This is a genomic window from Pelagibius sp. CAU 1746, from assembly GCF_039839785.1.
Lineage (GTDB): Bacteria > Pseudomonadota > Alphaproteobacteria > Kiloniellales > Kiloniellaceae > Pelagibius.
On sequence record NZ_JBDOQT010000002.1, the window covers coordinates 407,583 to 434,287 of the forward strand.

General features: G+C 66.7%; 26 protein-coding genes and 2 tRNA genes. 4 read left to right on the forward strand and 24 right to left on the reverse strand.

Going from position 1 to position 26,705, the window contains the following annotated elements:
• Nucleotides 1-30: 30 nt before the first annotated feature.
• The gene (locus AAFN88_RS18710; protein WP_347522116.1) at nt 31-1,422 is read right to left on the reverse strand and encodes an ABC transporter substrate-binding protein; all 1,392 of its coding nucleotides are present in this window, start codon (nt 1,420-1,422) and stop codon (nt 31-33) included.
• Nucleotides 1,423-1,529: 107 nt separating this feature from the next.
• Nucleotides 1,530-3,023, reverse strand: a complete 1,494-nt coding sequence (locus AAFN88_RS18715; RefSeq protein WP_347522117.1) for an ABC transporter ATP-binding protein — start codon at nt 3,021-3,023, stop codon at nt 1,530-1,532.
• Between the two features lie 160 nt (nt 3,024-3,183).
• Between AAFN88_RS18715 and AAFN88_RS18720 the strand changes: the two genes are divergently transcribed.
• Nucleotides 3,184-3,678 (forward strand): PAS domain-containing protein, encoded by a 495-nt coding sequence (locus tag AAFN88_RS18720; protein WP_347522118.1) that lies wholly within the window; start codon nt 3,184-3,186, stop codon nt 3,676-3,678.
• 53 nt (nt 3,679-3,731) lie between these two features.
• Here AAFN88_RS18720 and AAFN88_RS18725 read toward each other — a convergent pair.
• From AAFN88_RS18725 to AAFN88_RS18790, 14 genes are all read right to left on the reverse strand, one after another.
• A tRNA-Phe gene (locus AAFN88_RS18725) sits at nt 3,732-3,807 on the reverse strand.
• Nucleotides 3,808-4,149: 342 nt separating this feature from the next.
• Entirely contained in the window at nt 4,150-5,106 is a 957-nt protein-coding gene (locus tag AAFN88_RS18730; RefSeq protein WP_347522119.1) for a trypsin-like peptidase domain-containing protein, read from the reverse strand.
• A 3-nt stretch (nt 5,107-5,109) separates the two neighbouring features.
• Entirely contained in the window at nt 5,110-5,358 is a 249-nt protein-coding gene (locus AAFN88_RS18735; protein ID WP_347522120.1) for a DNA gyrase inhibitor YacG, read from the reverse strand.
• A 5-nt stretch (nt 5,359-5,363) separates the two neighbouring features.
• Nucleotides 5,364-6,557 carry a ribonuclease E/G gene (locus AAFN88_RS18740; RefSeq protein ID WP_347522122.1) on the reverse strand — a complete coding sequence of 398 codons (1,194 nt, stop codon included), beginning with the start codon at nt 6,555-6,557 and terminating at the stop codon, nt 5,364-5,366.
• Nucleotides 6,558-6,564: 7 nt separating this feature from the next.
• Entirely contained in the window at nt 6,565-7,185 is a 621-nt protein-coding gene (locus AAFN88_RS18745) for a nucleoside triphosphate pyrophosphatase (RefSeq protein WP_347522123.1), read from the reverse strand.
• Nucleotides 7,186-7,201: 16 nt separating this feature from the next.
• Nucleotides 7,202-7,420, reverse strand: coding sequence for a translation initiation factor IF-1 (infA, locus tag AAFN88_RS18750; protein WP_193370093.1), 219 nt, complete (start codon nt 7,418-7,420; stop codon nt 7,202-7,204).
• 204 nt (nt 7,421-7,624) lie between these two features.
• Nucleotides 7,625-8,068, reverse strand: a complete 444-nt coding sequence (locus AAFN88_RS18755) for an arsenate reductase ArsC (protein ID WP_347522125.1) — start codon at nt 8,066-8,068, stop codon at nt 7,625-7,627.
• Nucleotides 8,069-8,074: 6 nt separating this feature from the next.
• Nucleotides 8,075-8,572 (reverse strand): UPF0262 family protein, encoded by a 498-nt coding sequence (locus AAFN88_RS18760; RefSeq protein ID WP_347522126.1) that lies wholly within the window; start codon nt 8,570-8,572, stop codon nt 8,075-8,077.
• A gap of 41 nt (nt 8,573-8,613) precedes the next feature.
• On the reverse strand, nt 8,614-9,921 hold the full coding sequence (gene hisD, locus AAFN88_RS18765) for a histidinol dehydrogenase (RefSeq protein ID WP_347522127.1): 1,308 nt from the start codon (nt 9,919-9,921) through the stop codon (nt 8,614-8,616).
• Nucleotides 9,911-10,585, reverse strand: a complete 675-nt coding sequence (hisG, locus tag AAFN88_RS18770; RefSeq protein WP_347522128.1) for an ATP phosphoribosyltransferase — start codon at nt 10,583-10,585, stop codon at nt 9,911-9,913. Before hisG ends, hisD begins: the two co-directional genes overlap by 11 nt.
• A 354-nt stretch (nt 10,586-10,939) precedes the next feature.
• Nucleotides 10,940-11,467 carry a DUF2948 family protein gene (locus AAFN88_RS18775; RefSeq protein WP_347522129.1) on the reverse strand — a complete coding sequence of 176 codons (528 nt, stop codon included), beginning with the start codon at nt 11,465-11,467 and terminating at the stop codon, nt 10,940-10,942.
• Nucleotides 11,468-11,505: 38 nt separating this feature from the next.
• Entirely contained in the window at nt 11,506-12,810 is a 1,305-nt protein-coding gene (gene murA, locus AAFN88_RS18780) for a UDP-N-acetylglucosamine 1-carboxyvinyltransferase (protein WP_347522130.1), read from the reverse strand.
• 27 nt (nt 12,811-12,837) lie between these two features.
• Nucleotides 12,838-13,392 (reverse strand): dCTP deaminase, encoded by a 555-nt coding sequence (gene dcd, locus AAFN88_RS18785; protein ID WP_347522132.1) that lies wholly within the window; start codon nt 13,390-13,392, stop codon nt 12,838-12,840.
• A gap of 154 nt (nt 13,393-13,546) precedes the next feature.
• Complete coding sequence (locus AAFN88_RS18790; protein WP_347522133.1) at nt 13,547-13,732, reverse strand: hypothetical protein; 186 nt, start codon at nt 13,730-13,732, stop codon at nt 13,547-13,549.
• Nucleotides 13,733-14,034: 302 nt separating this feature from the next.
• Here AAFN88_RS18790 and AAFN88_RS18795 point away from each other — a divergent pair.
• Nucleotides 14,035-14,109: transfer RNA gene (locus AAFN88_RS18795), tRNA-Thr, on the forward strand.
• Nucleotides 14,110-14,573: 464 nt separating this feature from the next.
• Here the strand turns inward: AAFN88_RS18795 and AAFN88_RS18800 are convergent.
• From AAFN88_RS18800 to AAFN88_RS18835, 8 genes are all read right to left on the reverse strand, one after another.
• Nucleotides 14,574-15,500, reverse strand: coding sequence for a D-2-hydroxyacid dehydrogenase (locus AAFN88_RS18800; protein ID WP_347522134.1), 927 nt, complete (start codon nt 15,498-15,500; stop codon nt 14,574-14,576).
• A gap of 33 nt (nt 15,501-15,533) precedes the next feature.
• A complete protein-coding gene (locus tag AAFN88_RS18805; RefSeq protein ID WP_347522135.1) occupies nt 15,534-16,448 on the reverse strand; it encodes an ABC transporter permease in 915 nt (304 codons plus the stop codon).
• On the reverse strand, nt 16,445-17,386 hold the full coding sequence (locus AAFN88_RS18810) for an ABC transporter permease (protein ID WP_347522136.1): 942 nt from the start codon (nt 17,384-17,386) through the stop codon (nt 16,445-16,447). Before AAFN88_RS18810 ends, AAFN88_RS18805 begins: the two co-directional genes overlap by 4 nt.
• On the reverse strand, nt 17,374-18,360 hold the full coding sequence (locus AAFN88_RS18815; protein WP_347522137.1) for an oligopeptide/dipeptide ABC transporter ATP-binding protein: 987 nt from the start codon (nt 18,358-18,360) through the stop codon (nt 17,374-17,376). The genes AAFN88_RS18810 and AAFN88_RS18815 overlap by 13 nt, the downstream gene beginning before the upstream one ends.
• Before the next feature lie 28 nt (nt 18,361-18,388).
• Entirely contained in the window at nt 18,389-19,405 is a 1,017-nt protein-coding gene (locus AAFN88_RS18820; RefSeq protein ID WP_347522138.1) for an ABC transporter ATP-binding protein, read from the reverse strand.
• Nucleotides 19,406-19,479: 74 nt separating this feature from the next.
• The gene (locus AAFN88_RS18825; RefSeq protein WP_347522139.1) at nt 19,480-20,895 is read right to left on the reverse strand and encodes an ABC transporter substrate-binding protein; all 1,416 of its coding nucleotides are present in this window, start codon (nt 20,893-20,895) and stop codon (nt 19,480-19,482) included.
• Between the two features lie 367 nt (nt 20,896-21,262).
• A complete protein-coding gene (locus AAFN88_RS18830; protein ID WP_347522141.1) occupies nt 21,263-22,708 on the reverse strand; it encodes an aldehyde dehydrogenase family protein in 1,446 nt (481 codons plus the stop codon).
• A 257-nt stretch (nt 22,709-22,965) separates the two neighbouring features.
• A complete protein-coding gene (locus AAFN88_RS18835) occupies nt 22,966-23,892 on the reverse strand; it encodes a MurR/RpiR family transcriptional regulator (RefSeq protein WP_347522143.1) in 927 nt (308 codons plus the stop codon).
• A 344-nt stretch (nt 23,893-24,236) separates the two neighbouring features.
• On the opposite strand from AAFN88_RS18835, the gene AAFN88_RS18840 reads away from it, so the two are divergent.
• Both AAFN88_RS18840 and AAFN88_RS18845 read left to right on the forward strand, forming a co-directional pair.
• Nucleotides 24,237-25,367 (forward strand): hypothetical protein, encoded by a 1,131-nt coding sequence (locus tag AAFN88_RS18840; protein ID WP_347522145.1) that lies wholly within the window; start codon nt 24,237-24,239, stop codon nt 25,365-25,367.
• A 98-nt stretch (nt 25,368-25,465) separates the two neighbouring features.
• Entirely contained in the window at nt 25,466-26,611 is a 1,146-nt protein-coding gene (locus AAFN88_RS18845) for an amidohydrolase/deacetylase family metallohydrolase (protein ID WP_347522146.1), read from the forward strand.
• The last annotated feature ends 94 nt before the right edge of the window (nt 26,612-26,705 follow it).

A 26,705-nucleotide genomic window follows, 5' to 3' on the forward strand; every position in this document is an offset into this window, starting at 1 on the left:
GTCCTCTCACGGAAATTGTCGATCGCAATCTCACTGCGCCCCCAGATCAACACTGGTCAGGTCGATCGCTCCCATCGGATGGGGAACGAAACCACTGACGCCAGGCCGCCAACCCACGAGCACATTGGCCGCGAAGAGAATATAAACCGGCAGATCCTGACGAATGATTCTCTGCGCTTCCGAATACAACTGCTCCTGCTCGGCCGTACCAAGCGAATGCCGTGCCAATTCGATGATCTCGTCCAGCCGGGCATTGCTGTATTTTCCGGCGTTGAAGGCGCCGGTCGTCTTGAACTCTCTGCCGAGAAATGTATCGATATGCGGGCGCGCAGGGCTACCTTGAAATGCGACATTCCATGGGGCCATGGTATAGACGTAAGGCCACCAAGGCGGATCGTCGTAGCCAGTCGTCTCAAGAGTGATACCTATGGCGCTCAAATCTTCCGCCACCATCTTCGCGACCTTCGGCATCGGCGCGACGTTGGTTGATACGCCCTTTATCTTCAGCCCTCCGCCGAAGCCGGCCTCCTGCAGAAGCTTTCTGGACAGCTCCGGATCGTAGGTTATCGGGTCCAGATCGCAGGCCCAGAGTTCCCCTTTGGGGACAATCCCGTCGACGATACGCCCCTGCGTCCCCACCGTCGCATCGACGAGCCGGGCCCGATCGATTGCGTGCACCACGGCTCGGCGCAGCCGCGGATCATCAAACGGCGGCTCCGCGCAATTGAAGACGAGAGCGCTTTTCTGCAACGATGGAACCGCCGCCGTTTCCAGCAGTCCGCGCCGGCCGAGCTCCGCAGCCGCGCCAGCCGGGACGCTTTCGACAATATCCACCAAACCCTTCTCAATCGCCTCAATGCGGGCTTCCGCGCTGGGCGCGAATCTAATATCCACATTGTCGATCGCCAAGTCCTTCCAACGTGAGTCTTCGCGAAAGGTCTCCAAGGCCATATGGCTGTTGCGCTGCCACTCGGTCAGGCGGAAGGGGCCGGTTCCAATCGGCTGGTCCGCCCGATCATCGACGATATAGGTGCGCCATGCGACGTTCCGCAGAAACGAGGCGTTGGGTTTCGAGAACCTAAACTCGACACGGTGTTTCCCGGTCGGCCGCACACTCTCGAGACCCGCGTAGTCCGCGGCCAGCAGGCTGTCGCCGGTTCCGCTGAAGAGCCGCTCGAAGTTCCACGCGACGATTTCCGCATCGCAGCGCCGCCCCGAATGGAACGTCGCCTCCGGGTCCAGCTCGAACTCGAAAACACGCAGATCATCCGAGACGTTCCACGACTTAGCCAAGTCCGGCGCCAGTTCACCATGATGGTCGATCTTCAAGAGTCCCTGACAGATCATCCTCAGCACGACCCCACCCACGCTTGAATCGGAATTGTGGCGGTTTGGATCGAACGAAATGGTTTCGTGCTTCATCAATACTCGGGCTGTTCTCATCACACTACCTCAACTAACGCGGATTCTTTATTGTCAACGCACCTGGATACCACCCTTGCGCGGCCGCCACCCTCCCGGCGCCATCGTCAAGGGGCAACGAGAACGGCGTGCTCCGGTGCCACGCTGCAGTAGACTTTGTCTCCTACGTCGAAGACGCGAGACGACAGAGTTCTCGCCCGCAGTTCGCGGCCCTCCCAGTCGAGGTGATACTCCATCAGGTCGCCAACGAAGGACCGGTGCGTGACCTCCATTCGCCAGACGTTATCCCCAGATTCCGGCGGCTCGGCCTGCGGCTGGAGATGCGACGCCTTGATTGCCACGCCTGCGACCTCCTTGTCCGGCACGGCGCCGGCGCAGATAACCTTGCCGCCGTCCGTGAGATCGGCTTCGACGAGACCTCCGGCAATTTCCCTCGCCGCGCCTGCAATCGGCAGGAAGTTCGATACTCCCATAAAGTCCGCAACGAAGGCGTTCTCGGGCCGGAAATAGGCGGTAAAGGGATCGGTCTGCTGCCGGACGATGCCGTCCTGCAGCACGACCACGTGGTCCGACATCGACAGGGCTTCTTCCTGATCGTGCGTCACATACACCGCGGTGATTCCGAGACGGGTGGTCAGCTCTTTCAGCTCGACCCGCATTTGCGCCCGAAGCTTCGCGTCGAGGTTCGACAGAGGCTCATCGAAGAGCAAAATCTTCGGATCGAAGACGAAGCTGCGGGCAAGCGCGACGCGCTGCTGCTGCCCGCCACTGAGCATCGTCGACTGCCGGTAAGCCTGTTCCTTGAGACCGACCATGGACAGCGCGCGAATGACGCGCTCTTCGATCTCCGCCTTCGGCACACGGCGCAGACGCAGACCATAAGCTACGTTCTCGAAGACGCTCATATGCGGCCAGATCGCATAGCTCTGGAAGACCATCGAGACATCGCGCTTCTCGGTCGCCACCTCGATATTCATCGAGCTGTCATAGACGGGCTTGCCGAACAGGCTGATACGTCCGCTGGACGGCTTTTCCAAACCCGCAATCGACCGCAGTATGGTTGTCTTTCCACACCCGCTCGGCCCGACGAGCGTCAAATGAGTCCCAGCCTTTGCGCTGATCGTGACCCCGCGGACCGCCTCGTGGTCTCCGTAGCAAATGCGGAGGTCAACGATCTCCAATGCAAGATCTGGCGACAGAGGGGCATTTCCGGTGTCGCAGGCGCCGTCAGCGGGATGCATTTGTTCGTTCCAGTGGTCGGGGGGCATTCTTACCGCCTGAAGTGTTGTCAGTTTCATATTCGGAATATCATATTCCAAAATGATGTCAACGGAAAAGGGCATCCGACCGGGAATGCCGAGCGATTGAATTGGGAAAAGCCCGCCTTCTAAGACCTGGCGCGCCGGCCCGACGCCGCCATCGCCTATGCCGACCGCGAGCGCTTTCCGCGCATCGACGAGCCGACGGCAGCCGTCACCTACGCGCGTTTGATGCAGAGCCGCGCCGAGGAAGAGAACGGCTACGGCGCCAAGGTGAGAAACCCGGCAGTGGCGACGGCCTTCATCGCGAAGTTGAAGCAGCGCCGGCGCCTCGTCTTCCAACAGTGAATTCCGAAGAGAACCGCCCCTCCGCCGTTGGGTCTTTTCGGCTCCTCAAGGTCGCGCGTATAATCGTTCCGGCTAGACATTGAGGCGCCCACGCAGAGCGCCCCCGCGCAGAACGCCTCCGCCAGCGTGCCGGGGGCGTTTCAGGACGATCCAAATGCCCGACTGGCTTGACGGCTTCCTATCGGAACCGCAATTCGAGCACTTCTTCGCCCACGTCGGCTTCACATCCGTCGATTTCGATGTGCTCAAGCTGCCGGGCGAAATGTGGCCGAACCTCTTTCTGCTGCATGTCCAAGGCGACGGCAGCCTGCCCATCGCGGTGGCCGGCGACAATCTGACGGCGTCCTTCTCGCGCGACCTGAAAGGGGCGGACCTGACGGCCTTCCTGCACGGCCCCGCCTCCGACGACGTGGTCGACGCCTTTCGCCGCTGTGTCGCGGAGAGAGTCTGCGTCTGCCTGCGCAAGCACGTGCACCTGCACGGCAAGGGCATCACACGGGTCGTGGAAGGCGCGATGGCCCCGATCCTCCACGCCGGCCAGGTGCGCAAGATTGTCGGCTGCCTTTACTTCTATGACCTGGACCAGGAGACCTTCTGCGGCCTGCCCGACCTTGCGAGCGTCAAGCCGCTGCCGGAAAACACGGGGTGACTCAGGACGGCATTTCCCAAGGGGAGAAGCGGACGATATCCATCAAGGAAGAATGGTGCCCAGGGGCGGAATCGAACCACCGACACCATGATTTTCAGTCATGTGCTCTACCAACTGAGCTACCTGGGCACATCGGGCGGGGCTGTTGGTATCCTGCGGCCGGGCGGCCGCTCCGGGAAGGTCCCGGACCCCTTGTCGCGCTGCGTTGAGCAGCGACGCAGGCTTATAGGCCCTGCGCCCGGCTCTGTCCAGCCCCCCGAGGGCATTTCCTGACGGATTTTTCCCGGAAAATCTTAAGTTTTTGGGATTCCCCGGGTTCCGGGCAGGCAGCCCCACCCCCACCCCGGCCCTCCCCCATCAAGGGGGAGGGGGAACGAATTGGTTCAGCGCCAAATACCCTTCCCTCCCCCCTTGGTGGGGGAGGTTAGGAGGGGGGTGAAGCGCCCGCCAGGGCGCCCCTCTACGCCCCCGCTAGGGCGCCAGGACGAGGCCCAGGTCCAGGGTCTGGCCGTCGCGTTTCAGGGCCAGGCGCAGGGTCTCGCCGGGGCGCTTCATCTGGATGGCGGCGATGGCCTCGGGCACCTTGGTGACGCGGCGGCCCTCCACGGCGGTCAACAGGTCACCGGCGCGGATCCCCGCCGCCTCCGCCGCCCCGCCGGGCAGCACGCCGGCCACGCGCAGGCCGACCTCGGTTGCCCGCTCCTCCGGGTCCAGCTCCTCCAGGCCCAGGCCGGCCTTGGCGCGGCGCACCTGGCCGTAGGTCTTGAGATCCACCATGACCCGGCGCACCAGCGCAGCCGAGGCGGCGAAGTTCACGCCGATGTTGGCATCGCTCTCCATGGTGAAGATGGCCGAGAGCAGGCCGACCAGCCGGCCCTCGGCGTCCACCAGGGCGCCGCCGGAGGCGCCGGGGTTCACCACCGCGTCGGTCTGCACGAAGTCCTCGATGGGGTTGAAGCCGGTGCCCGCCCGGTGCAGGGCCGAGACCACGCCGCAGGTAACCGAGAGGTCGAGACCGAACTGGTTGCCGACGGCGCAGACCGGCGCGCCCAGGGACGGCTCCGGCGCGTAGGGCAAGGGCGGCAGGTCGGCCTCGATCCCCAGCAGCGCCAGGTCGCTGGCCGGGTCCCTGCCCAGCACCTCCGCCGGGACCAGGCGGCCGTCGGGCAGGCGCACCGTCACCTCCAGCGCCCGGTCGACCACGTGCAGGGCCGTGGCCAGGTAGCCGCCGGGGGCGATGGCCACCGCCGTGCCCTCCGGCGCCACGCCGGGCGGCAGGTCCGGCTGGCCGCCCCGGGGCTGGCCCGGCCACAAGGGCAGCACCGAGACCACGGAGTCCATAACGCGCGCTTCGAAGGCGCGGGCGGCCGGCGGCACGGCCGTCGCCAGCAGCAGGGCCGTCAGCACCGCAACGGCAAAGCGGCGCATGGCTCAGAAGTCCTCGTCGCTGTCACGGAGCGGGGCCCCGGCATCGGGCCCCGACCCATCCGGTACTTCGTCGGTGGGGATGGCGTAGTTGCCCTTCACCCAGCGGCCGAGATCGATGTCGGCACAGCGCTGCGAGCAGAAGGGGCGATAGCGGTGCACCGCCGGCGCCTTGCAGATGGGGCACTTGCGCCGTCCGCCGTCCTTGCGCGACAGCGGCACCACTTTGTCCAGATCGTCGGTCTTGTCGCTCATAGAAATCAGCCTAGCACGAGCTCGTAAGTGTCGACCAAGGGGTCGGCGGCGATAACGACCGCGCGGCCCAGACGGCGCTCCACCGCGGCCAAGGCCTCCGCCTGCCCCTGCTTCAGCGCCGCGGCCACCGGCGGGGCGGCGCGCAGGGTGATCCCGCTCGCCGCCTGGCCCAGGGCGCCGGCGACGGTGGCGCGCAACGCCTCGTAGGCCAGGGTCTCCGGCGTCTTCTCGCGGCCGGAGCCGGCGAAGCCGCAGGGCCGGCAAAGGGTCTCGTGCAGCGGCAGGCGGCCGCGCCGCCGGGTCATCTCCAAGAGGCCGGAGGGCGAGACGCCGAAGACTTGGCAGGGCTCCGGGTCGCCGGCCACCGCCTGGCGCAACGCCGCCGCCACCGCCTTGCGGTCCAGCGGATTCTTCATGGCCAGGAAGTCGACGACGATGAGTCCCGAGAGCCCGCGCAGGCGCAGTTGCCGCGCGATGAGCGGCACCGCGGCGAGGTTCACCGCCTTGGCCTGGGCCGCGGCCCCGCCGCGCCCGTCGCTGCGCCCCGCGTTCACGTCGATGGCGGTCAGCGTCTGGCCCGGCTCGATGAGCAGGAAGCCGCCACTTGGCAGCTCGGCACGCGGGCTCAACAGGGCCTCGATCTCCGCCTCCAGACCCTCGGCCTCGAACAGCGGAGTTCCGCTGCTGTGCAGGTCGAAGTCGCAGTCCCCCTCAACAAAATCCTTCATCTGCTTCAGCAGGGCCGCGTCGTCGCAGACCACCCGCCGCGGCACCGCCCGCGCGGCCAGAGCCGCCAGCGGTCCGGTCCCGCCGCCCAGACGCGCCGGGGCCGTCAGGTCCTTGGCCGCCGGGGCGTTGACCCCCTTGGCGCTGACGCGCGCGCCTTTGTCCGCGGCCGGCGCGCGCAGCACCTTCACCGCCAGGGCCGTGCCTTCCGGCGGCACACTGCCTCCCGCGCCCTCCGGCATCTCGCGGCGCGGCAGCAAGCCGGGCCGCTCGAGTCCTAAGTCCACGAAAGCGCCGTCCAGGCCCTTGTCGAAACGCTGCACCCGGGCGAGGAAGAGGTCGCCCGCCTGAGGCGGCGTCCCCTTGCCCGGCATGTCGTCGCGCAGGATCAGCAATTCATCGAGGAGGTCGTCCTTCAGGACAGCGGCGCGCAATTCGCCGGGCAGGACCGAGACGATCAGGTCCGCCGCCACCGCGACCTCAGGTCCGGTAGCCCAGCCCGGTCAGGAGATTGCAGGTCTCCACCAGGGGCAGGCCGACCACGTTGGGATAGGAGCCGATGATCTTGGGGATGAAGGCCGCCGCCGCGCCCTGGATGGCGTAGCCGCCGGCCTTGCCGCGCCACTCGCCGCCGGCCAGATAGCGGCGCAGTTCTTCTTCCGAGAGGCGCTTGAAGACGACGGCGGTGGTGACGAGGGTGTCGGCGCGCCGGCCGTCCGGGGCCTGCACGGCGACGCCGCCCAGCACCCGGTGACGCCGGCCGGAGAGCAACGCCAGGCAGGCCCGCGCCTCGGCCTCGTCCTCCGGCTTGGGCAGGATGCGCCGCCCAACGGCCACCACGGTATCGGCGGCCAGCAGGAAGCAGCCCGGATGGCGCGCGGCCACGGCGTCCAGCTTGTCGAGGGCGACGCGGCGCGCGTAGTGGTGCGGCAGCTCGCGGCGGCGCGGCGTCTCGTCGATATCGGCGGGATCGACATCGCTGGGCAGGATGCCGACCTGATGCAGCAGCTGCAGGCGCCGCGGCGAGGCCGAGGCCAGCACGAGCGGCGCCGCCGGCTGCATCTCGGCCAGCGGAGGGTGTCCGGCAGGAACTACGGCCATGACCTGGCCCGTCGGATTACTTGTAGCGGAAGGTGATGCGGCCCTTGGTCAGGTCATAGGGCGTCATCTCGACGTTCACGCGGTCGCCCGCCAGAACGCGAATACGGTGCTTGCGCATCTTGCCGGCGGTGTGAGCCAGCACTTCGTGGTCGTTGTCCAGCTTCACGCGAAACATCGCGTTGGGCAGCAGCTCAACGACGGTACCTTGGAACTCCAGCAAATCTTCCTTGGCCATCTGTCCTTCTTATCTCGGTGGCTCGGCCGCCGTGTCCTGGTGCGCCGGCCCGGTTCATCCCCTTGCCTCCCACCCGTTTTCCCGGATCCGGGAGAGCGCGCGGATCATACATAAAAGCATAGACCAGGACAAACACCCGCGTTAGGGGGCGAAAACCGTGCCATAAACCGCGGAAATCCGCGCTTTTTGCTGCGCTGGGACGCCTCAGTGGGGCGGTTTCAGGTCCAGGGTGAAGCGCTCCTCGATGCGCTTCTTCAACTGGTCGCGCACATCCCGGTAGGCCTGGAGGCGGGTTTCCCGGCTTCCTTCGATCAGGGTGGGGTCGAAAGTGTTCCAGAATTCGACGTCGCAAGCCATGGTCCGCGTCAGGTCCACCGCCTTGTGCTGGGCCTCCGGCGACAGCGAAATGATCAGGTCGAAGGAGGTGTCCTCCAGGTCGTCGAAAGACTTGGCGCGGTGCCTGGAGACGTCGATGCCGATCTCGTCCATCACCTCGATGACGAAGGGGTCGATCTCTCCGGAGCGCACGCCGACCGAGTCGACGTAGACACGATGGCCCAGCAGGTGTTTCAGCAACGCCTCGCCTATGGGCGAACGCACCGAGTTCTGCGTGCAGGCGAAGAGCACCGCTGCGGGGAGATCGTTCATCGAGGTCTATCCGCGGATATGCAGAACGCAGATCAGCGTGAAAAGACGGCGCGCGGTATCGAAGTCTATCTCGACCTTGCCGTCCAAACGCTCGCGCAGCAGATCCGAACCCTCGTTGTGCAGGCCGCGCCGGCCCATGTCGATGGCTTCGATCTTCGCCGGACTGGCGGTCTTGATCGCCTCGTAGTAGCTCTCGCAAACGGCGAAGTAGTCGCGGATGACCCGGCGGAACGGCAGCAGCGGCAGGGTCACGGACCCGAGCCGGTCTTCCTGCTCGCTGCGGATGTCGAGCAGCAGGCGGTTCTCGGCGATGGAAAGCCGCAGATGGTAGGGTCCGTGGTAGTCGCCCACCGGGCGGAAGGTGTTCTCTTCCAGCAGGTCGTAGATCGCCACCGCGCGCTCGTGCTCGACTTCGGGGCTGCGCCGGATGACGGCGCTGTCGTCCAGCGTGACGTTGGCCAGCCGCTCCCTCGGCGGCGTTTCCTTGTGGCTGTCGTCGTTCATGCCCGCGGGACCGCTCCCCCCTCAACAAGGTGGTGCCGGAGTCAGGATGGCTCCGGATTGGCCGCCAGGCGCAGGGCGACCGACTTGGCGTGCGCGTCCAGGCCTTCGGCCTCGGCCAGGCGCACGGCGGCCGGCCCGATTTTAGCCAGTGCCTCGGCGCTGCAGGCGATCAGCGACGAGCGCTTCATGAAATCCAACACCGAAAGCCCGGAGGAAAAGCGTGCCGAGCGCGCCGTCGGCAGCACGTGGTTGGGCCCGGCCACATAGTCGCCGATGGCCTCCGGTGTGTAGCGGCCCAGGAAGATGGCCCCGGCGTTGCGCACCTTCGCTGCCAGGGCGTCGGGGTCGGCCACCGCCAGTTCCAGGTGCTCGGGCGCAATGCGATCGATAAGCGGCAAGGCGGCGTCGAGCTCGGCCACGGTGATGACCGCGCCGTGGGCCTGCCAGCTCTCCTGCGCGATGGCGCTGCGCGGCAGCGCCTCCAACTGCTTGGCCACCTCCGCCTCCACGGCGTCGGCGAAGCCGGCATCGTCGGTGATGAGGATCGACTGGGCGGCGGTGTCGTGCTCGGCCTGGGACAGCAGGTCGGCGGCAATGAAGTCCGGACGGTTGGCGGCGTCGGCCACCACCAGGATTTCCGAAGGGCCGGCGATCATATCGATGCCGACGGTGCCGAAGACCTGGCGCTTGGCCGCGGCCACATAGGCGTTGCCGGGGCCGACGATCTTGTCGACCTTGGCGATGGTTTCGGTGCCGAAGGCTAGGGCCGCCACTGCCTGGGCGCCGCCGACACGGTAGACCTCGGTGACGCCGGCCAGCTTGGCGGCGGCCAGCACCAGGGGTACCACCACGCCGTCGGGCGTCGGCACCACCATGACCAGGCGCTCCACCCCGGCGACCTTGGCCGGCAGGGCGTTCATCAGCACCGAGGAGGGATAGGCCGCGGTGCCGCCGGGGACATAGAGGCCGGCCGCCTCCACCGCCGTCCAGCGGTGGCCCAGGCGCACGCCGGCCGCATCGCGGTAGTCCAGGTCTTCCGGCTTCTGGCGGCGGTGGTAGTCGGCGATGCGTTCGGCCGCCAGCTCCAGCGCCGCGATGGTCTCGGGATCGCAGGCCTCGACCGCCTTGTCGAGCTCGCTCTGCGGAATGCGAAGCCCCTCCGCCGTCAGATCCAGCCGGTCGAAGCGCCGGGTGTAGTCCAACAGCGCCGCATCGCCGCGCTCGCGGACATCGGCGACGATGCCGGCCACCGTGGCGTCGACGTCGGCGGCAGCCTCGCGCTTGCTGTTCAGCAGGGCGGTGAAGTCTGCTTCGAAACCGGCGGCGGCGGCATCCAACCTAAGCGGCATCGGCGGCCTCGCGGAAGCTCTCGACCCAGCCGGTCAGCTCCTCGGAGCGGGTCTTCAGGGCGGCACGGTTGACGATCAGGCGCGAGGTGACCTCGGCGATGGTCTCGACCTCCACCAGGTCGTTGGCCTTCAGCGTCGAGCCCGTGGAGACCAGGTCGACGATGCGCCGGCACAACCCCAGGCCCGGGGCCAGTTCCATCGCGCCGTTCAGCTTGATGCACTCGGCCTGCACGCCGCGCGCGGCGAAGTGGCGCCGGGTGATGCCCGGATACTTCGTGGCCACCCGGATGTGGCTCCAGCGGCTGGGATCGTCGCTCTCGGCCAGGCGCCGCGGCGCGGCCACGGAGAGCCGGCAGCCGCCGATCTTCAGGTCCACCGGGGCATAGAGCTCCGGGTAGTCGAACTCCATCAGCACGTCGTTGCCGGCCACGCCCAGGTGGGCCGCGCCGAAGGCCACGAAGGTGGCCACGTCGAAGCTGCGCACCCGGATGATGTCCAGGCCCGGATGATTGGTGGAAAAGCGGAGCTGACGGGCATTGTCGTCGTTGAAAGCCGCTTCCGGCTCAATGCCGACATGCGCCAAAAGAGGACTTAATTCCTTCAAAATGCGGCCTTTAGGGACCGCCAGAATCAAGGGCTCGTTGGACGTCGCGGGGGAAGTCACCGGCTCGGCTCCACTGCTGCACAAAAAAAACGCGACCGCCCGGTAGCCGGGGCCCCGGGTCAGGTCTGGGTCTCGGGCCTTGGTATGGCGATTTTTCCCCGGAATTGCCACTTACTTTTTGCCGCAAGCGGCCTGGGCTTTTTGCCGCAAGCGGCCTGGGCTTTTTGCCGCAAGCGGCCTGGGCTTTTTGCCGCAAGCGGCCTGGGCTTTTTGCCGCAAGCGGCCCGGGTTCTTTACCGCAAGCGGCCCGGGTTCTTTACCGCAAGCGGCCCGGGTTCTTTACCGCAAGCGGCCCGGGCTTTTTGCCGCAAGCGGCCCGGGCTTTTTGCCGCAGGGCCACGGCCCAGGGGACTTCTAAGGCTGCTCGCCGCTCTCATCGGCGTCGTGGTGCGGGCGCCAGCGGGTCGGCCAGGGCTGGCCCAGATCCTCCAGATGGCAGCGGATCGCCTCCACCTCCAATCGCACGGCGGCCTCGCCGGCGAAGATCAGGGTCACCGAGCGGGCATCCGAGGTGATGGTGAGAAGATTGAGTATATCGTCGTCGCCGCCCGGCTTGAGGCCCCGGTAGCGCACGCGCGCAACTTTATCGAAGCAGAGGCCGCTGTTGACCCGCTCGAAGGGGGGCTGATCGGCGTCGTCAAAGGCCGCGTCCTCGCCTTCCGGCAAAGGCCGGGGCGCGGCGGGGCGTTCGTCCTCGGCCGGATCGCCGTGCCAGAGAAAGCGGTTGGCCACCAGGACGAAGCGCTTCTCCTCCGGCAGGTACTTCATATCGCCCAGCGGCACCAGGGCGTCCTGCAGCAGCGCCGCCAGCACGTCCATGTCCTGCGGATCGCGGGCGCGCAGTTTCAACGGCTTGCCGTCCGATGCCTCTTGCTCGACCATGGCCCTTGTCCTTCGATCCCCTCTTGCCTCGACCGGGATCACTCCGGCGTCCGGCGCCGGGTGATGGCGGCGCCGCAGGCTGCCAGTTTCTGCTCCAGTTGCTCGTAGCCGCGATCCAGGTGATAGACGCGGTTCAGCACCGTTTCGCCCTGGGCGGCGAGCCCCGCCAGCACCAGCGAGACCGAGGCGCGCAGGTCGGTGGCCATGACCTCGGCGCCGGTCAGCTGCGGCTGGCCGCGCACCATGGCGGAAGCGCCGTGGACGTTCACGTTGGCGCCCATGCGCGCCAGTTCCGGCACGTGCATGAAACGGTTCTCGAAGATCGACTCGGTGATCATCGCGGCGCCCTCCGCCGTGGACATTAGCGCCATGGTCTGGGCCTGCAAGTCCGTGGGGAAGCCTGGGTAGGGCTCGGTCATCACGTCGACCCCGCGCACCGGCCCGTTGGCACGCTTGACGTGCAGGCCGCGGTTGGTCTCCTCCACCGAGACCCCGGCCTCCTCCAGCACCGTGATGACGGCGCTCAGGTGCTCGGCGCGCGCGCCGATGAGGTCCAGCTCGCCGTCGGTGATGGCCGCGGCCATGGCATAGGTACCGGTCTCGATGCGGTCGGCCACCACGCGGTGCACCGCCCCTTGCAGTTTGTCGACGCCGCGGATGGTGATCTTGTCGCTTCCCAGGCCCTCGATCTCGGCGCCCATCTTGACGAGACATTCGCCCAGATCGGTCACCTCCGGCTCGCGCGCCGCGTTGATCAGCTGCGTCTCGCCCTTGGCCAGGCAGGCGGCCATCAGCAGGTTCTCCGTCGCCCCGACCGAGACCTTGGGAAAAACCACGGCGGCGCCGGTCAAGCCGCCGGGCGCGGAAGCGTGGATATAGCCCTCCTCCAGCGCGATCTTGGCGCCCAGCAGTTCCAGGCCGTGCAGGTGCAGGTCGACCGGCCGGGTGCCGATGGCGCAGCCGCCGGGCAGCGAGACCTTGGCCTCGCCGACCCGCGCCAGCAGCGGGCCCAGCACCAGGACGGAGGCGCGCATCTTGCGCACCAGATCGTAGGGCGCCACCACCGACGTGATGGCCCCTGCCTTCAGGTCCAGAACGCCGCCCCGGCAGGCCTCTCCTGGATTGCCGTTCTCGGCGTGGCCGTTCATGTGCACCTGGACGCCGTGCTGGGCCAGCAGGCGGGCCATGGTGGCGATGTCGGCCAGATGCGGCACGTTGGAGAGGCGCAGGGTGTCGGCGGTGAGCAGGCTCGCCGCCATGAGCGGCAGGGCCGCGTTCTTGGCGCCGCTGATGCGGATCTCGCCTTTCAGGCGCCGTCCGCCCTGGATAACGATCTGGTCCATTCGGTCTCTTTGCTCGTTGCCCGGCTGTTAGAGCCGCGGCAGGGTGACGCCGCGCTGGCCCATGTACTTGCCGGCGCGGTCCGCGTAGGACACCTCCGGCGCCGAGGCCCCCTTCAGGAAGAGGAACTGGCAGGCGCCCTCGTTGGCGTAGACCTTGGCCGGCAGCGGCGTGGTGTTGGAGAATTCCAGGGTCACATGGCCCTCCCACTCCGGCTCCAGCGGCGTCACGTTGACGATGATGCCGCAGCGCGCGTAGGTCGACTTGCCCAGGCAGATCACCAGAACGTCACGCGGAATGCGGAAGTATTCCACCGTCCGGGCCAGCACGAAGGAATTCGGCGGGATGATGCAGACCTCGGTGTCGCGCTCGACGAAGCTCTGGTCCGAGAAATTCTTGGGGTCGACGATGGCGTTGTCGACGTTGGTGAAGATCTTGAATTCGGTGGCCACCCGCGCATCGTAGCCGTAGGAACTGACGCCATAGGAGATCACCCCCTCGCGGCGCTGAGCCTCGACGAAGGGCTCGATCATGCCCTGCGTTTCGGCCATTTCGCGAATCCAGCTGTCCGGCATGATGGACATGGCCGTCACGCTCCCGTCTGTTTAAGGTCGACTGCGTCCCGATCAGCGCCCGGAGAAGCCCCGGCGGAACGCGCGTTTCTACTGAAAAGCGAGGAAAATCTCAAGGCGGCGGCGCCTCTGCCGCGATCCTTGACTCCGCCTGCGCTCCGGCGGCTCAAGCGCCGTCCCCCTGGCGCCGGCGCTGCTGGGCCTTGCGCTTCTTCAGGTTGTCCCGCAGGGCCCTGGCCAGGCGCTCCTGGCGGGAGTCCTGCCCCTTGGCGCCGGACTCCGGCGCTTTGGCGGGCGACTCGGAGGTGGAATTAGGGCCGGAATTGGGAAGGGATTTGCGGTCGTTCGGCATGGCCCGCGACACTGCCGCCCGATTGCGGCGGGGTCAAGGCTGGAAGGAGGCATTTTGAGGCTCCCCGGAGCCCCCGTCAGCGCCGACAGGCCGGGGGCCGCGGCCATCGTCCAAGCCCGTCTGAAGGCCCCTTCGCGGCCCAGTCGGGGCCCAGTCGAGCTCCGGTTAAGTCCCGGTTAAGGCCGGGGCCTTATGAACATTCCCCGGGGCCGAATTTTGCCGCCGAAAAGCCCGGGATTAGCCTTGCCAAGCCCGGCTGCCGGTGGCATGTTCCGCCCCCATCAGGCCATCGGCCTGCGCGTGCCGCCGTAGCTCAGGGGTAGAGCACACCCTTGGTAAGGGTGGGGTCGGGTGTTCAATTCACCCCGGCGGCACCACCCCAACCTCCCGAAAATCCTCACTTTTTTCGCAGCCGTGGCCGCTTCCGGCACCACGCCGCCATGAGAACTGTTCGGCAACAACCGGCACGATTCAGCACGAACCGGCAGGGTCGGGCGCGCAAAATTCGTACAGTCGCTCTGGCAGTGTTCCGGCGCTACGGCAAGCACGGCTTCCGTCTGAAGTCGATACAGGACGTCCCATGATTGCCGAAACGGGGCGACATACCTGCCAGCGCTCACGACTGACAGAAGCTGCGCCCAAGCGGGAGCTTCGGAACGACATCGAGCGCGGCGGAGGCCTCTCCATCGCGGCACGGGCCCCGGCGCAACGGTCACAAACGGCCGCCACGGCGCCATGGGAGCTTATGGCCGCCCGCTACGGACCGCTCGGTCAGACTCTGCAGATGGTGATCCGCTGCGCCCGCCTCGCTGGACGGCCCGGCCGCGCGCGACGCCTGCGCCTAGATCAGGCGGTTCTCCCAATCTGCGCCCTCGCGGAGCGCCTGCAGGTTCTGGGTGAAGATCCGGCCCCAGCGTGCCGCGTAGCCGGAGCTCGATCCGGCATAGTGCGCGCTGACCACCACCTTCGGCGAAAGCCAAAGGGGAGAGTCCTCAGGCAATGGCTCGGGCGAGGTGACGTCCAGTCCGGCACCGCGCAGCGCGCCCTGCGACAGGGCCGCACGCAGTGCGTCCGCATCGACCAGGCTGCCGCGGCCGACATTGACCAGCCAGCCCGCGCCCAGAAGCTCGAGCTCCTTCGCCCCGATCAGCGCCGAACCGTCCGGCTTGGCGGGCGCGGCCAGCATGAGGACGTCGGCCCAGGCGCAGAGATCCTGGAGCGCATCCTCGCCGCGGACGTCCTGCAGACAGCCGGCGTAGTTACCCGGGTTCCGCTTCATCCCGGCGACCTGCATATCCCAGTTCGCCGCGCGCCGGGCGATTTCCTCGCCAATCCGTCCGAGCCCGATGACCGCCATGCGCTTGCCGGCGAGCTCCTCTCCGACCAGGGGAGTCCAACGGCTTTCGGTCATGTGCCGCACCGCCTCGCCGATCCGGCGGGTCAGCGACAAGAGAAGCGCAAAGGCGTGCTCGGCGACCGTGCCCGAATGAGCCCCGGCAGCCGTCGTAAGCACGACATCGCGCGCGCGCAGCCGCTCCAGGGGGTATTGCTCCGTGCCGGCGCCGGTCCCGGCGACCCAGCGAAGAGACGGCGAGAGAAACTCGTCGCGCCACGTATAGGTGACCAGAGCTTCGGCACCGTCCTGCAGGCAGGCGGCCACGGCGGCGTTGTCGCGCGGCTGTTCGAGCTGAATTTCCGATACGCTGCTCAGGAAATCGGCAACGCCGAAAGGATGGGCGGGATGGAGTACTACTCTTACCTTTGACATCGAATCCTGTCTCGAATTTTGGGTGACGGGAGCCTACATCGTCTCCGGTGTCTTTGCTTTACTGGCGTGGCGCGGGTCAAGCACATCCCGAATTGCGTCGCCGAGAACGTTGAACGCGAGCATCAGGAGGACGAGCGCTGCCGCCGGACCGATGACCAGCCAGGGCGCCACGGTGATGAAATCTCGCGCCTTGGAGAGCATGTTGCCCCAGTCCGCCTGCGGCGGATTGACACCCAACCCCAGAAAGCTGAGCGACGCATAGGCGAGCTGGGCGGTGGACATGCTCAATGCGGCGAGCACAATGACAGGCGGAAGCACGTTCGGCAGCATGTGCCGCGCCAGGATGACCGGCGTGCTCACGCCCGCCAGCCGAGCCGCATCGAAATACTCGTGCTGCTTGACGCTCAATGCGGTGGCCCGCGCCATGCGCGCGAAGCGGGGCGAATAGACGATGGCGATGGCGAGCGACGCATTGAGCAGTCCGGGCCCGAGAACCGCCACCATGATGATCGCCAGCAAAAGCGTCGGAAAGGCGAAGAGCACGTCCTGGCTGCGATTGATCATGGAATCGACGAAGCCGCCGAAATAGCCCGCCACGATCCCCACCACGACGCCGATCGCCATTGCGATGGACACCGAAATGAAGGCGACGCCGATGGCGATCCGCGAGCCGTCGATCACGCGGCTCAGCGTATCGCGGCCGAGCACGTCGGTGCCGAACCAGTGCGAGGCCGAGGGAGGCGCCAGCAAGCTCTTGAAGTCGCCCACATTGGGATCGTGGGGCACGATCCACTGACCGAAGAGCGCGAAGATCGTGAACATGACGATAACGCCAAGACCGAAGGCCCCGCCCTTGTGCCGCAGCAGCGCCCGCAGAAAACGGAACTGAGGAAGGCCCGAACGCTCGGCCTGGGCCGTCCCGTTCTCAATGGTTGCCGGATTGCTCATCGTTGACGCGGGTCCAACAAGGGGTAAAGCAGATCGACGATAACGTTGATCGTGACGAAGGCGAGGGCGAAGACGAGCGCCGTGGCGGTGACCATGGGATAGTCTCGCGTGTTGATGGCGTCCAGCATGCCGCGCCCGAGTCCCGGCAGGCTGAATATCTGCTCGACGACGATCAGGCTGCCGAGGAGGATGCCGAACTGGAAGCCGATGAAGGTGACGATCGGCGGCAGCGCGCAACGCAGGGCATGGAGATACTCGATCCGCCGTTCCCGAACGCCTACGGCGCGGGCCGTGGTGATGTAGGGATCGTGCAGCACCTCCAGCATGGCGCTGCGGACCATCTGCATGGTCATCGCCGTGATCGGGAAGGCGATGGTGAACAGCGGCATCACCATGGAGCGCAGGTGCATCAATGGGTCCTCGGACCAGGCAATATAGGAAACCTGGAACAGGCCCGGCAGCCAGCGGGAGCCGACCAGGAGAATAAGGACGCCGATCACGAAGACCGGCACCGAGAAGGTGAACAGCAGGACGGCGCGAACCGCGACATCGAGGCGCCGGTTGGCGTGCACCGCGGCCAGGATACCCGCCGGCAGGCCGAGCACCGTCGATATGATAAGCGTGAGCGTCGCCAACTCCAGCGACACCGGAATCTGCGTCGCGAGGTCGGAGGCGATGCTGCGCCCGGTAATGGGAGACGTCCCCAGATCGCCGGTCAGCGCATTGCCCAGCCAGTTCACGTAGCGCACCGGCAGCGGCTGATCGAGGCCGAGCCGCTTGCGCACCTCGTCGAACTGCTCTTCGGTCGCTCCTTCCTGGCCGACGATGACGCTTGTCAGGTCGCCCGGGATCAGGGTGCCCATCGCGAAGATCAGCGCCGAGACGGCGAGCAGGACGAAGATCGCCCCCATCAGGCGATTGAGAATCAGTTTCCGCATCGCAGGGACTCCGCAACGTCAGCAGCCGGCGCCCCGCCTAAGGCGGCCGCCGCTTCGGGAAAATGGCAGGAGACGAGATGATTGCCGCCGATGTCGCGCAGCGCAGGCTTTTCGCTGCGGCAACGGTCCGTGGCAAGCGGGCAACGTGTGTGAAAGCGGCAGGCGGCCGGCGGATTGAGAGGACTTGGCACGTCGCCTTGCAGCAGCACGTTCGGACGATTGCGCTCACGCTCGGGATCCGGCAACAGCGTGGCGGAGCGGAGGGACAGCGAATAGGGGTGCCGGGGCTGGCGGGCGAACTCCTCCGCCGTCGTCGCCTCCACGACCTCTCCCAGGTACATGACGGCGATCCGGTGGCTGATGGTCTGGACCGCCGCCAGATCGTGACTGATGAAAAGGTAGGAGGTCCCAAGGTCCCGCTGAAGGTCGAGAAGGAGATTGAGTATCTGCGCCTGCAAAGAAATGTCGAGCGAGGCAATGGACTCGTCGTGCACGACAAGGGTCGGGCTGGCGATCAAGGCCCGCGCGATGGACGCACGCTGCTGCTGGCCACCGGAAAGCTGGTGCGGCCGGCGCACGGCAAGCGCCGGGTTCAATCCAACGCGCGCCATCATTTCGGCAACGGCGGCATCGGTGCGCCGGACGCCCTTGGCCTGCAGCGGCTCAGCAACGCTTGCGCCCACCGTGCGCCGCGGGTTCATCGATCCGGCGGGGTTCTGAAACACCATCTGGAAGTGGGCGCGGCGGGCGCGGCCTTCCTTGCCCGCGGCCCAGATGTCCCCGCCGTGCGCCAGAATGCGGCCTTCGGTGGGTTTCGTCAGGCCGACGATCAGCCGGGCCAGCGTGGACTTGCCGCAGCCCGACTCGCCCACGATGCCGAGGGTCTCACCTCTCGGCAATTCCAGCGACACGCCGTCGACCGCGCGCAGAACGGCCTTCTTGCCGCGCGATTCCACATCGAAGTGCTTCTTCACGCCTTGAACCTGAAGAAGCGGGGCTGCCTCACGCGACATCGCCGGCCTCCTGATTCGATTCCCGGGCCGGCACGAAAGCCTCTCCCGCTTGCGCCGCCCAGCAACGGCTCTTGTGTCCTTCGCGAACCGGCAGAAGGTCGGGGTGGGCGCCGCAGCGCTCGTCGGCGTAGGCGCAGCGCGGACGGAAGCGGCAGCCGGTAAGGGGCCGGCTGATATCCGGCGGCTCGCCTTTCAGGGTCGGCATCTTCTGCCGCGGACGGCTGCCGTCGGGGACGGAGCGCAGCAGGCCGCGGGTATAGGGATGGAGCGAGTTGGAGAAGATCTCGTCGACAGGCGCTTCCTCGACGATCTCGCCGGCATACATCACGGCGACGCGGTCGCACATCTTCGCGATGACGCCCATGTTATGCGTAATCAGAAGAAGCGCCGCGTCCTTTTCCCGGGTGAGCTGCTTCATAAGTTCCAGCACCTGCGCCTGGATCGTGACGTCGAGCGCGGTCGTCGGCTCGTCGGCGATCAGCAGCTGAGGCGCGTTCAACAGACCCATGGCGATGACCACGCGCTGGCGCATGCCGCCGGACATCTGATGGGGAAAGGAGTTGGCCTGGCGGTGGGGATCGGGCATGCCCACGCCGGCGAGGGCGGCCTCGACGGCGGCTGCGCTGTCGCGGCCGCGCCCGTGCGCGCGCAGCGCCTCGCCCATTTGCCAGCCGACTGAGAATACCGGATTGAGAGCGGTCATGGGGTTCTGGAAGACCATGCCGCACTGCGTTCCGCGACGCTCGCGGATCTCCTCTTCGGACAGAGAGAGCAGATCGACGCCATTGAGCTCCAGGCGGCCGCTTTCGATTTGCCCGGGCGAAGGCACGAGCCGCAGGATCGACATCGCCGTCATGCTCTTGCCGGAGCCGGATTCACCCACCAGGCCCAGCGTCTCCCCGCGTCCGACGCTGAAGGAGACATGGTCAACCGCGGTAAGGTTTTGCCGGCCGACGCGGAAGCTGGTGACCAGGTCCGTTACCTGGAGTACGGGTACATCCGACATTCTACCGAATTTTCCTTGTGCAACGACCCGATGGAACAGCCGGCCCGCCGGTCACCCGGCGGGCCGGCATCTTCCTACTTAATCGCGACATCCACGAGGAATGTGCGCGAGAGAATGGCCTCAGGGTTCACCGAACCGGGCTCGATCTTGCCCGAGTAGGCGACCCAGGCGTTGCGCGCGGCAACGGCGATGTCGGGGAACACCAGGTCATCCTGCATGAGCTGCAGTGCGCTCAGGTTGGCGGTGTACTCATCCGCCGGCCCGCTGCGCGCCTTGTCGATCAGCGCCTGCATTTCCGGCGGCGTCGGGCCCTGGCGGCCCGGCCTCGGCATCAGATAGAACAGCGGGTCCGCCTGATAGGCGTACTCGTTGGTCATGATCTCGTAGTTCGCCTTGTTCTGCTTGTCGAGCCAAACGGCCGTCTGGTTTGCCTCGATGGTGACGCGGATGCCGATCTGGGCCAGGTTCGTCTTCACGATCTCGGCGAAACGGTCCAGATAGGTCGCGTAACCGGCGAGGTGGTTGAGGGTGATATCGATACCGTCCGGATAACCGGCCTTGGCGAGCAGTTCCTTGGCCTTGGCGATATCCTGGCGGTGGTACTTCAGCTCCGAAAGGGCCGGTGCCCAGGAGTAGGCCGAAGGGATCTGCATGGCCGGCGATGCCTGGCCCAGGAAAGCACCTGCGACAACCTCTTCGCGGCTCAGCGCCAGCGACATGGCCCGCCTGAAGTCGGGATTGCTGAACGGCTCCACGTTGGTGTTGACGTTGAGGCGCACCGAGTTGGTCGACTCCACCGCCTTGGTGGTGACGTTGTCCATACGCGAAAGCTGCAGCATGCTTTCGGCGCTGGGGAACATCAGGTCGATCTGCCCCGAAAGCAGGCCGGCGATCTGGGCCGACTGTTCCGGCATGTAGCGAACGGTCAGCTCCGCGACCTTGGCCGCCTTGTCCTGATTCCAATAGTGCTCGTTGCGCCGCAGGACCAGTTCCTGGTTAGGGCTGTAGGACACCATCGCGAAGGGACCGGTGCCCATCATTTCCAGCTTGGGATCGTGCTGCTCCAGCCAGGCCTTGCTCATGATGGCCGAGCCGACAACGAAGGGGCTGCCGAGGTTCAGCAGGAAACCGGCATCCGACTGCGACAGCGTGAAACGAACAACGCCCGGAGCGACCGCAACCACCGAGTCCAGCGACTTGAAACGGTCCTGCGCGTAGGGGAGCCCCTCGGCGGCCAGGCGTTCGAAGGACGCAACGACATCTTCGGCGGTGACTGCGCTGCCGTCGGAGAACTTGGCGCCGTCGCGCAGCGTGAAATCGTAGGTCTTGCCGTCGTCGCTGACCGTCCAGGACGTCGCCAGAACCGGCTCGAGCGACCCGTCGAGATTGGCCCGCAGCAACCCTTCGTAGGCGAGCTGCCACATGTACCAGGTACGGATCTGGGAAGACTGGATGGGGTCGAAGGTCTGCGGCGGCACGTCCTCTGCCACAATCAGCCTCGCCGCGTCCTGCGCGACCGACACAGAGGCGGAAGTTATCGCAAGAACACCTGCCAAGGCACATCTTAGGATGCCTCGAAATCGAAACGTCATCGCTTTGGTTCCCTTCTGGAGTTCCGGTTCACATCGTGCACTTCGGCTGCGGCAACCCGCCCGCCGTTTCCGAGATCGGACTGCGAGCAGCCCTGAACGCGGCTCCCAGCCGCCCGCGTTCTCCTTCAGGCCATGGGGAGGGTCGTGTCTCAGGCGCGGAGTCCCTGGGGGCTGTCCGCCTGGTTGACCGGCCCGTGGCCGAAGTTCGTCTTGCGTGGCCTGCTCCGGTGCGCCGCGCGCTCATGGCCGGGCGACCCTTCAAACTTCAGTAGCCGGACACCGGCAGCGTGACCGTCACGATATCGGTCATCGCTTCCAGCGTGTGACGGCCGCCGATCCGGCCAATGCCGCTCTGCGTTCCACTCCCGCCGCCGAAGGGGATGTGGAGTTCCCAGAAATTATTGCGTTCGTTGATATTGATGATTCCGGCGCGGAGCCGGCTGGCCATGGCCATCGCCTCACCGAGATCCTTGGAGAAGATCCCCATGCTGAGCCCGTAGTCGCCGTCCGGCGCCACCTCCATGATCGCCGCGTCGCCGTCGAGGGCGAGGATCGGCACCACCGGCCCGAATGTCTCGTAGCGCGCGACGTCCATCTGCGGCGTAACGCCCACCAGGACCGTCGGCTCGTAGAACAGATCGCTGCCGAGATCGGGGCGCTGCCGCCCCCCGGTCAGGCAGCGCGCGCCCTGGGCCACGGCACTTTCGACGTGCGCGCGCGTTTTCTCCAGGACACCGCTGTTGTTGAGCGGCCCCATGGTCGTGCCCTGCTGCAGGGGATCGCCAAGGATCTGCGCTTCGGCCTTTTCCCGAATGAGCTCGGCCAAGGGCTCCGCGATGCTGGCGTCGGCCAGCACCCGGCCGGTCGCCGCGCAGATCTGCCCGGCGTTGCCGAACGCCCCGGCGGCGGCCGCTTCCGCGGCCTTTTCCAGATCGGCATCGGCACGCACGATCAGCGGCCCGTTGCCGCCAAGTTCCAGCAGCAGCGGCTTTCCCGCGGCCCGCTCGGCGATACGGCGGCCGGTGGCGGTGCTGCCCGTAAATCCCACGCCGTCGGTTCCCGGGTTGGAGACGATCTCGTCGCCGACGACCGGCCCTTCCCCGAGAACCAGGTTGATCAAACCGCGCGGCAAACCAGCCGCCGCGAGCACCGCCATGAACTCGACCGCAATGAGCGAGGTGGACGGCGCCGGCACCCAGACGACGGCATTGCCGGTGGCGATCGCGGGCGCGAGGTATTCGACGGGGATGTTGACCGGGAAGTTCCAAGGCGTGATGACGGCATAAACGCCGCGGGGCCGGCGCGTGTTGATGACCAGCCGGCCGGGCGTCTCGGCGGGGATGGTCTCACCGGTCATGTACTTGACGAGTTCGGCCGCCATCCGGAAGCCGTCGCAGGCCTTGCCGATCTCGCCGGCCGCCTGGGCGAGCGGCTTGCCCTGATCGACCGAAAGAACTCTGGAGAGGTGCGGTTGCGCAGCCTCCACCGCATCCGCCATACGGCGGCACAGCGCGGCGCGTTCCCAGGCGGTGGCGGCGGCCCAGGCGGGCTGCGCGGCCCGGGCGGCGGCGATAGCGCGGACGGCGGTTTCGCGCGATCCCTTCGGCAGACGGGCGAGCATCTCCCCGGTCGCCGGATTACGCGCCTCGCCCCACTCCGGCGCGTCGCATTCCCAGTCGCCGTCGATGAAGCTGCCGGGGGTACGGCTCAATAGATCTGTCATGTATCAGCCTCTCCTGCTCCCTCGGCAACCTTGCCGGTTGCTTCACATGCCGCCGGCCCCCGGCGGCACCGTGCCGGATGGCATCGCCAACTCAACAGGAGGCGGCAAACACCCGAGACAACGTGACGTTCGCTCTATCACGCAGCTCCGGGAGCAGTCAAAATTTTTTTTAGTTTTTCAATCAGAATTGATCAGATTAGATCGCGAATGACTTGCAAATTAAACTTTTGCGAAAGTACCTCGGATCAATCGCACAGAGGACGGGAAGCGTCCTCGTCGACATTGGACACGAACTGCTGCTTCAACCGGCGCAGCTTCTCCATGGCGTGCGGGCGCGAGCGAATGGCGGCCCCGAACGCCAGCAGATCGATGACCGCGAGATAGGAGTAGCGCATCGTCGAAGGGCCCAGCACATCGCCATCGTTGCGCAGCACGGAGATCTCAAGCGCGATGTCGACGTTCTCGGCCAGAGGGCTGCCGCCCTGGGTCAAGGCGATCGTGGTCGCCCCATAGTTGGCCGCGATGCTCGACGCCGTGACCAGGTCCTTGTTCACCCCGCCGAGCGAACAGCACAGCAGGACATCGCCGCGGTTTATCGTCGAGGCCAGCATCGTCTGCATGAGCCCGTCGCGACACGGCATGACCCGCACGCCGAGCCGGAAGAACCTGTTCTGGACCTCCTCCACAAGCCAGCTTGAGACCCCGCCGCTGCCGAAGGCGTAGAGGGTTCCGCCCCCCAGGATCGCGTCGATCGCCTGCTCCAGGCGGACATCCGGCACGCTCACCGCCTCCATGATCGCGTGCTGCGCGCGCATCGACACCTGCTCGCGCACACCTTCCAGGGTGTCGGGCGGCTCCTGCGGCTCCAGGTACCGCGGCCCGACCCGCATCGCACCCATCACCTGGAGCTTGAAGTCGCGCAAGCCCTCGCAGCCGACCGACCGGCAGAAGCGGATGATGGTCGGCGCCGAAACGCCGATCCAGCCGCAGAGCTCCTCCACCGGTTTCTCGACGAACAACCGCGGATAGCTGAGAACCGCCTGGGCTATCTTGGTCTGGGAACGCGACAGGTCCCCTTCGATGTCGCGAATCCTGCCCAGGATGTCCCCCATCGCGCCGTCGCCGGCGCCCCCCCGCGCCGCGTCGCGATCTGCCTTGGCATCAGACGTCATTGGCCCCAGCCTCCTGTTCGAAAATTTTCACTTTTAAATCATTCCTGATAAAAATATTAATGTCCATGTTCCGCCACGTCGAAGGAAACCGTCCGGCAACGGTGGAAAGTCGTGAACCGGTCCGGGCAAGGGCGGGATGGGAAATCCCTCCCATTCTGGTGAGACGGCCTTACAGCCAAGGTGAGTTCCAGTGGAATCGACATGCCTAACGCTGCTTCGATCTTAACCCACATCCCCGCTCCCGCCGAATGCCGCCGCGGCGAAGCGGCGCCTGCGCCCGGCGCAGGCCGGCGCCTTGAGGCTGTTCGCCAAACTCTCGGGCGTGTGCGGCGATGAAGCGGCGCATGTTTCTCTATCCCTGGGATGTGCGCGACGAGGGCGCGGATCGCGTCGGCGCACGCCTGGCCGCCGCCGGCATCTCCTCCGTCGCCGTCGCGACGAGCTACCACGCCGGCAAGTTCCTGCGCCCGCACGCCCCGAACGGCCGGGTGTGGTACCCGGAAGACGGCACGGTCTATTTCCGCCCCGACCCCTCCCTCTACGGCCGCCTTAAGCCGCGGGTGGCGCAGGTCGCCGAAGATTTCGACGCCCTCTCGGCGCTGGCCCGGGCCGCCCCGGCCCTGGCCCGTGCCGGCTGGACGGTCGGCCTGCACAACAGCCGTCTCGGCCGCGCCCATCCGGATCTCGTCTGCCGCACCGCCTTCGGCGACCCGATCAGATCGGCGCTCTGCCCGGCCCAGCCGGAGGTTCGCGACTATCTGGCCGCCCTCTGCCTCGATCAGGCGCGCAACTGTCCGGTGGAAGAGATCTCCATCGAGGCCCCGGGATATCAGGCCTATCGCCACAACGACCACCACGAATTCGAACTGATCGAGCTGACGCCGCGCGCGGCTTCGCTGCTCGGCCTCTGCTTCTGCCCGGCTTGCCTGGCCGGTGCCCGGTCGGCCGGCATCGATGCCGCCGGCCTGGCGGCGCAGGCCCGCAGCCAACTGGAGCAGTTCTTCGCCGACGGCACCGAAGGACCGGACGACCTGGCCGACGACCCAGTCTGGCAGCCCTTCCTCGACTGGCGCGCGCGCGTCGTCGCCGAACTGATGGCAAGGATTCGCGCGGAGTTGCCGGCCGGCGTCTCGCTGTCGGTGATACCGACGGTCAGAAGTCCGTTGAGCCTGTGCTGGCGGGAGGGCAGCGACCTCGCCCGCCTCGCCGCCGCCGCGGACCGGCTGGCCATCCCGCTCTACTGCGCCGGGGCCGAGGCGACCGGGCGCGAGGCCCGCGCCGCCCGCGCCGCGGCGGGTCCCGAGGCCCGCCTCAGCTTTATCCTGAGGCCGTCTTGGCCGACAATACGGAGTGCCGAGGAACTCGCCGCGGTGCTCGAGGCCGTGACCGGCGCGGAAGCGCATTCGATAGAGTACTACAACTACGGGCACATTCGCCTGCAGTCGCTCGACTGGATCGGAAGGCAAGTGCATTGACTGTCGCCGATGCCGGCAAGACCGCCGCAATTCCAGTCGCCAAGGTTCCAAAACAGGACCAGGGCACCGACGCCCCGGCCCCGGAGGAGTAATCGACTTTGTACGACCTGATACTCAAAGGCGGACGCGTCATCGACCCGTCCCAGAACATCGACGAGACACTCGACGTCGCCTTCGCGGACGGCAAGGTGGCCGAGCTCGCGCCCGACATTCCCGCGACGGGGGCCAAGGCCGTGCGCGACGTGAGCGGCCGCATGGTGACGCCGGGCCTGATCGATCTGCACACCCACGTCTATTGGGGCGGCACCTCCCTGGGCGTCGACGCGGAAATGATCTCCAGGCGCAGCGGGACCACGACCTTCGTGGACGCCGGCAGCGCCGGGGCGGGAAACCTGCCGGGCTTCCGCAAGCACGTCATCGAGCCTTCGGTCCCGCGGATCCTCGCCTACATCAACATCTCCTTTCCCGGCATCTTCGGATTCAGCAAGACCGTCATGGTCGGCGAATGCGCCGACATGCGGCTGGTCCATCCGCACGAGTGCCTGCGCGCGGCACGTGAGAACCTGGATATCGTCGTCGGCGTCAAGGCACGGATCGGCGCCAAGGCCGGCGGCAACTCCGGAATGGCGCCTCTGATCCTCGCCATCGAAGTGGCCGACGCGCTCGGGCTGCCGGTAATGGCGCACATCGACACGCCGCCGCCGAGCCAACGTGAAGTGCTGCAGGTGCTGCGCCCGGGCGACGTGCTGACGCATTGCTTCCGCCCCTTCCCCAACGCGCCGATCCGGGCGGACCGCTCGATCCGCGAGGAGGTGCTGGCCGCGCGTGAGAGAGGCGTGTTCTTCGACGTCGGTCACGGCTACGGCGGTTTCTCCTTCGATTCCTGCCGCGTGATGATGGAGCAGGGCATCCTGCCCGACGCGATCAGCAGCGACGTGCATGTCCTTTGCGTCGACGGCCCAGCCCACGACCTTCTCGCCGTGATGTCGAAGTTCCTCGCGCTCGGCATGCCCCTGAACGAAGTCATCCGGGCCACGACGCAGAACGCCGCACGCGCGCTTCGGCGTGAGGAACTGGGCACGCTGCGGGTCGGCACCTACGGCGATGCCACGGTTTTGGAGATGCGCAGCGGCGGCGTCGAACACGTCGACGTGGTCGGCGAAGTTCTGCGCGCCGAACAGCATCTCGCCAGCCCCGGGATGGTGATCGCCGGCGCGTGGTGCCCCACCGACGACGCCCTCTAGGCCCTCCGGATTCCGCCCCGCCGGCCCACGTGGCCGGCGGGGCGGAACCTGCGGGCCTCCGGGACGCGGCGTCTGCGCCGGCCGGCCCGGGCTT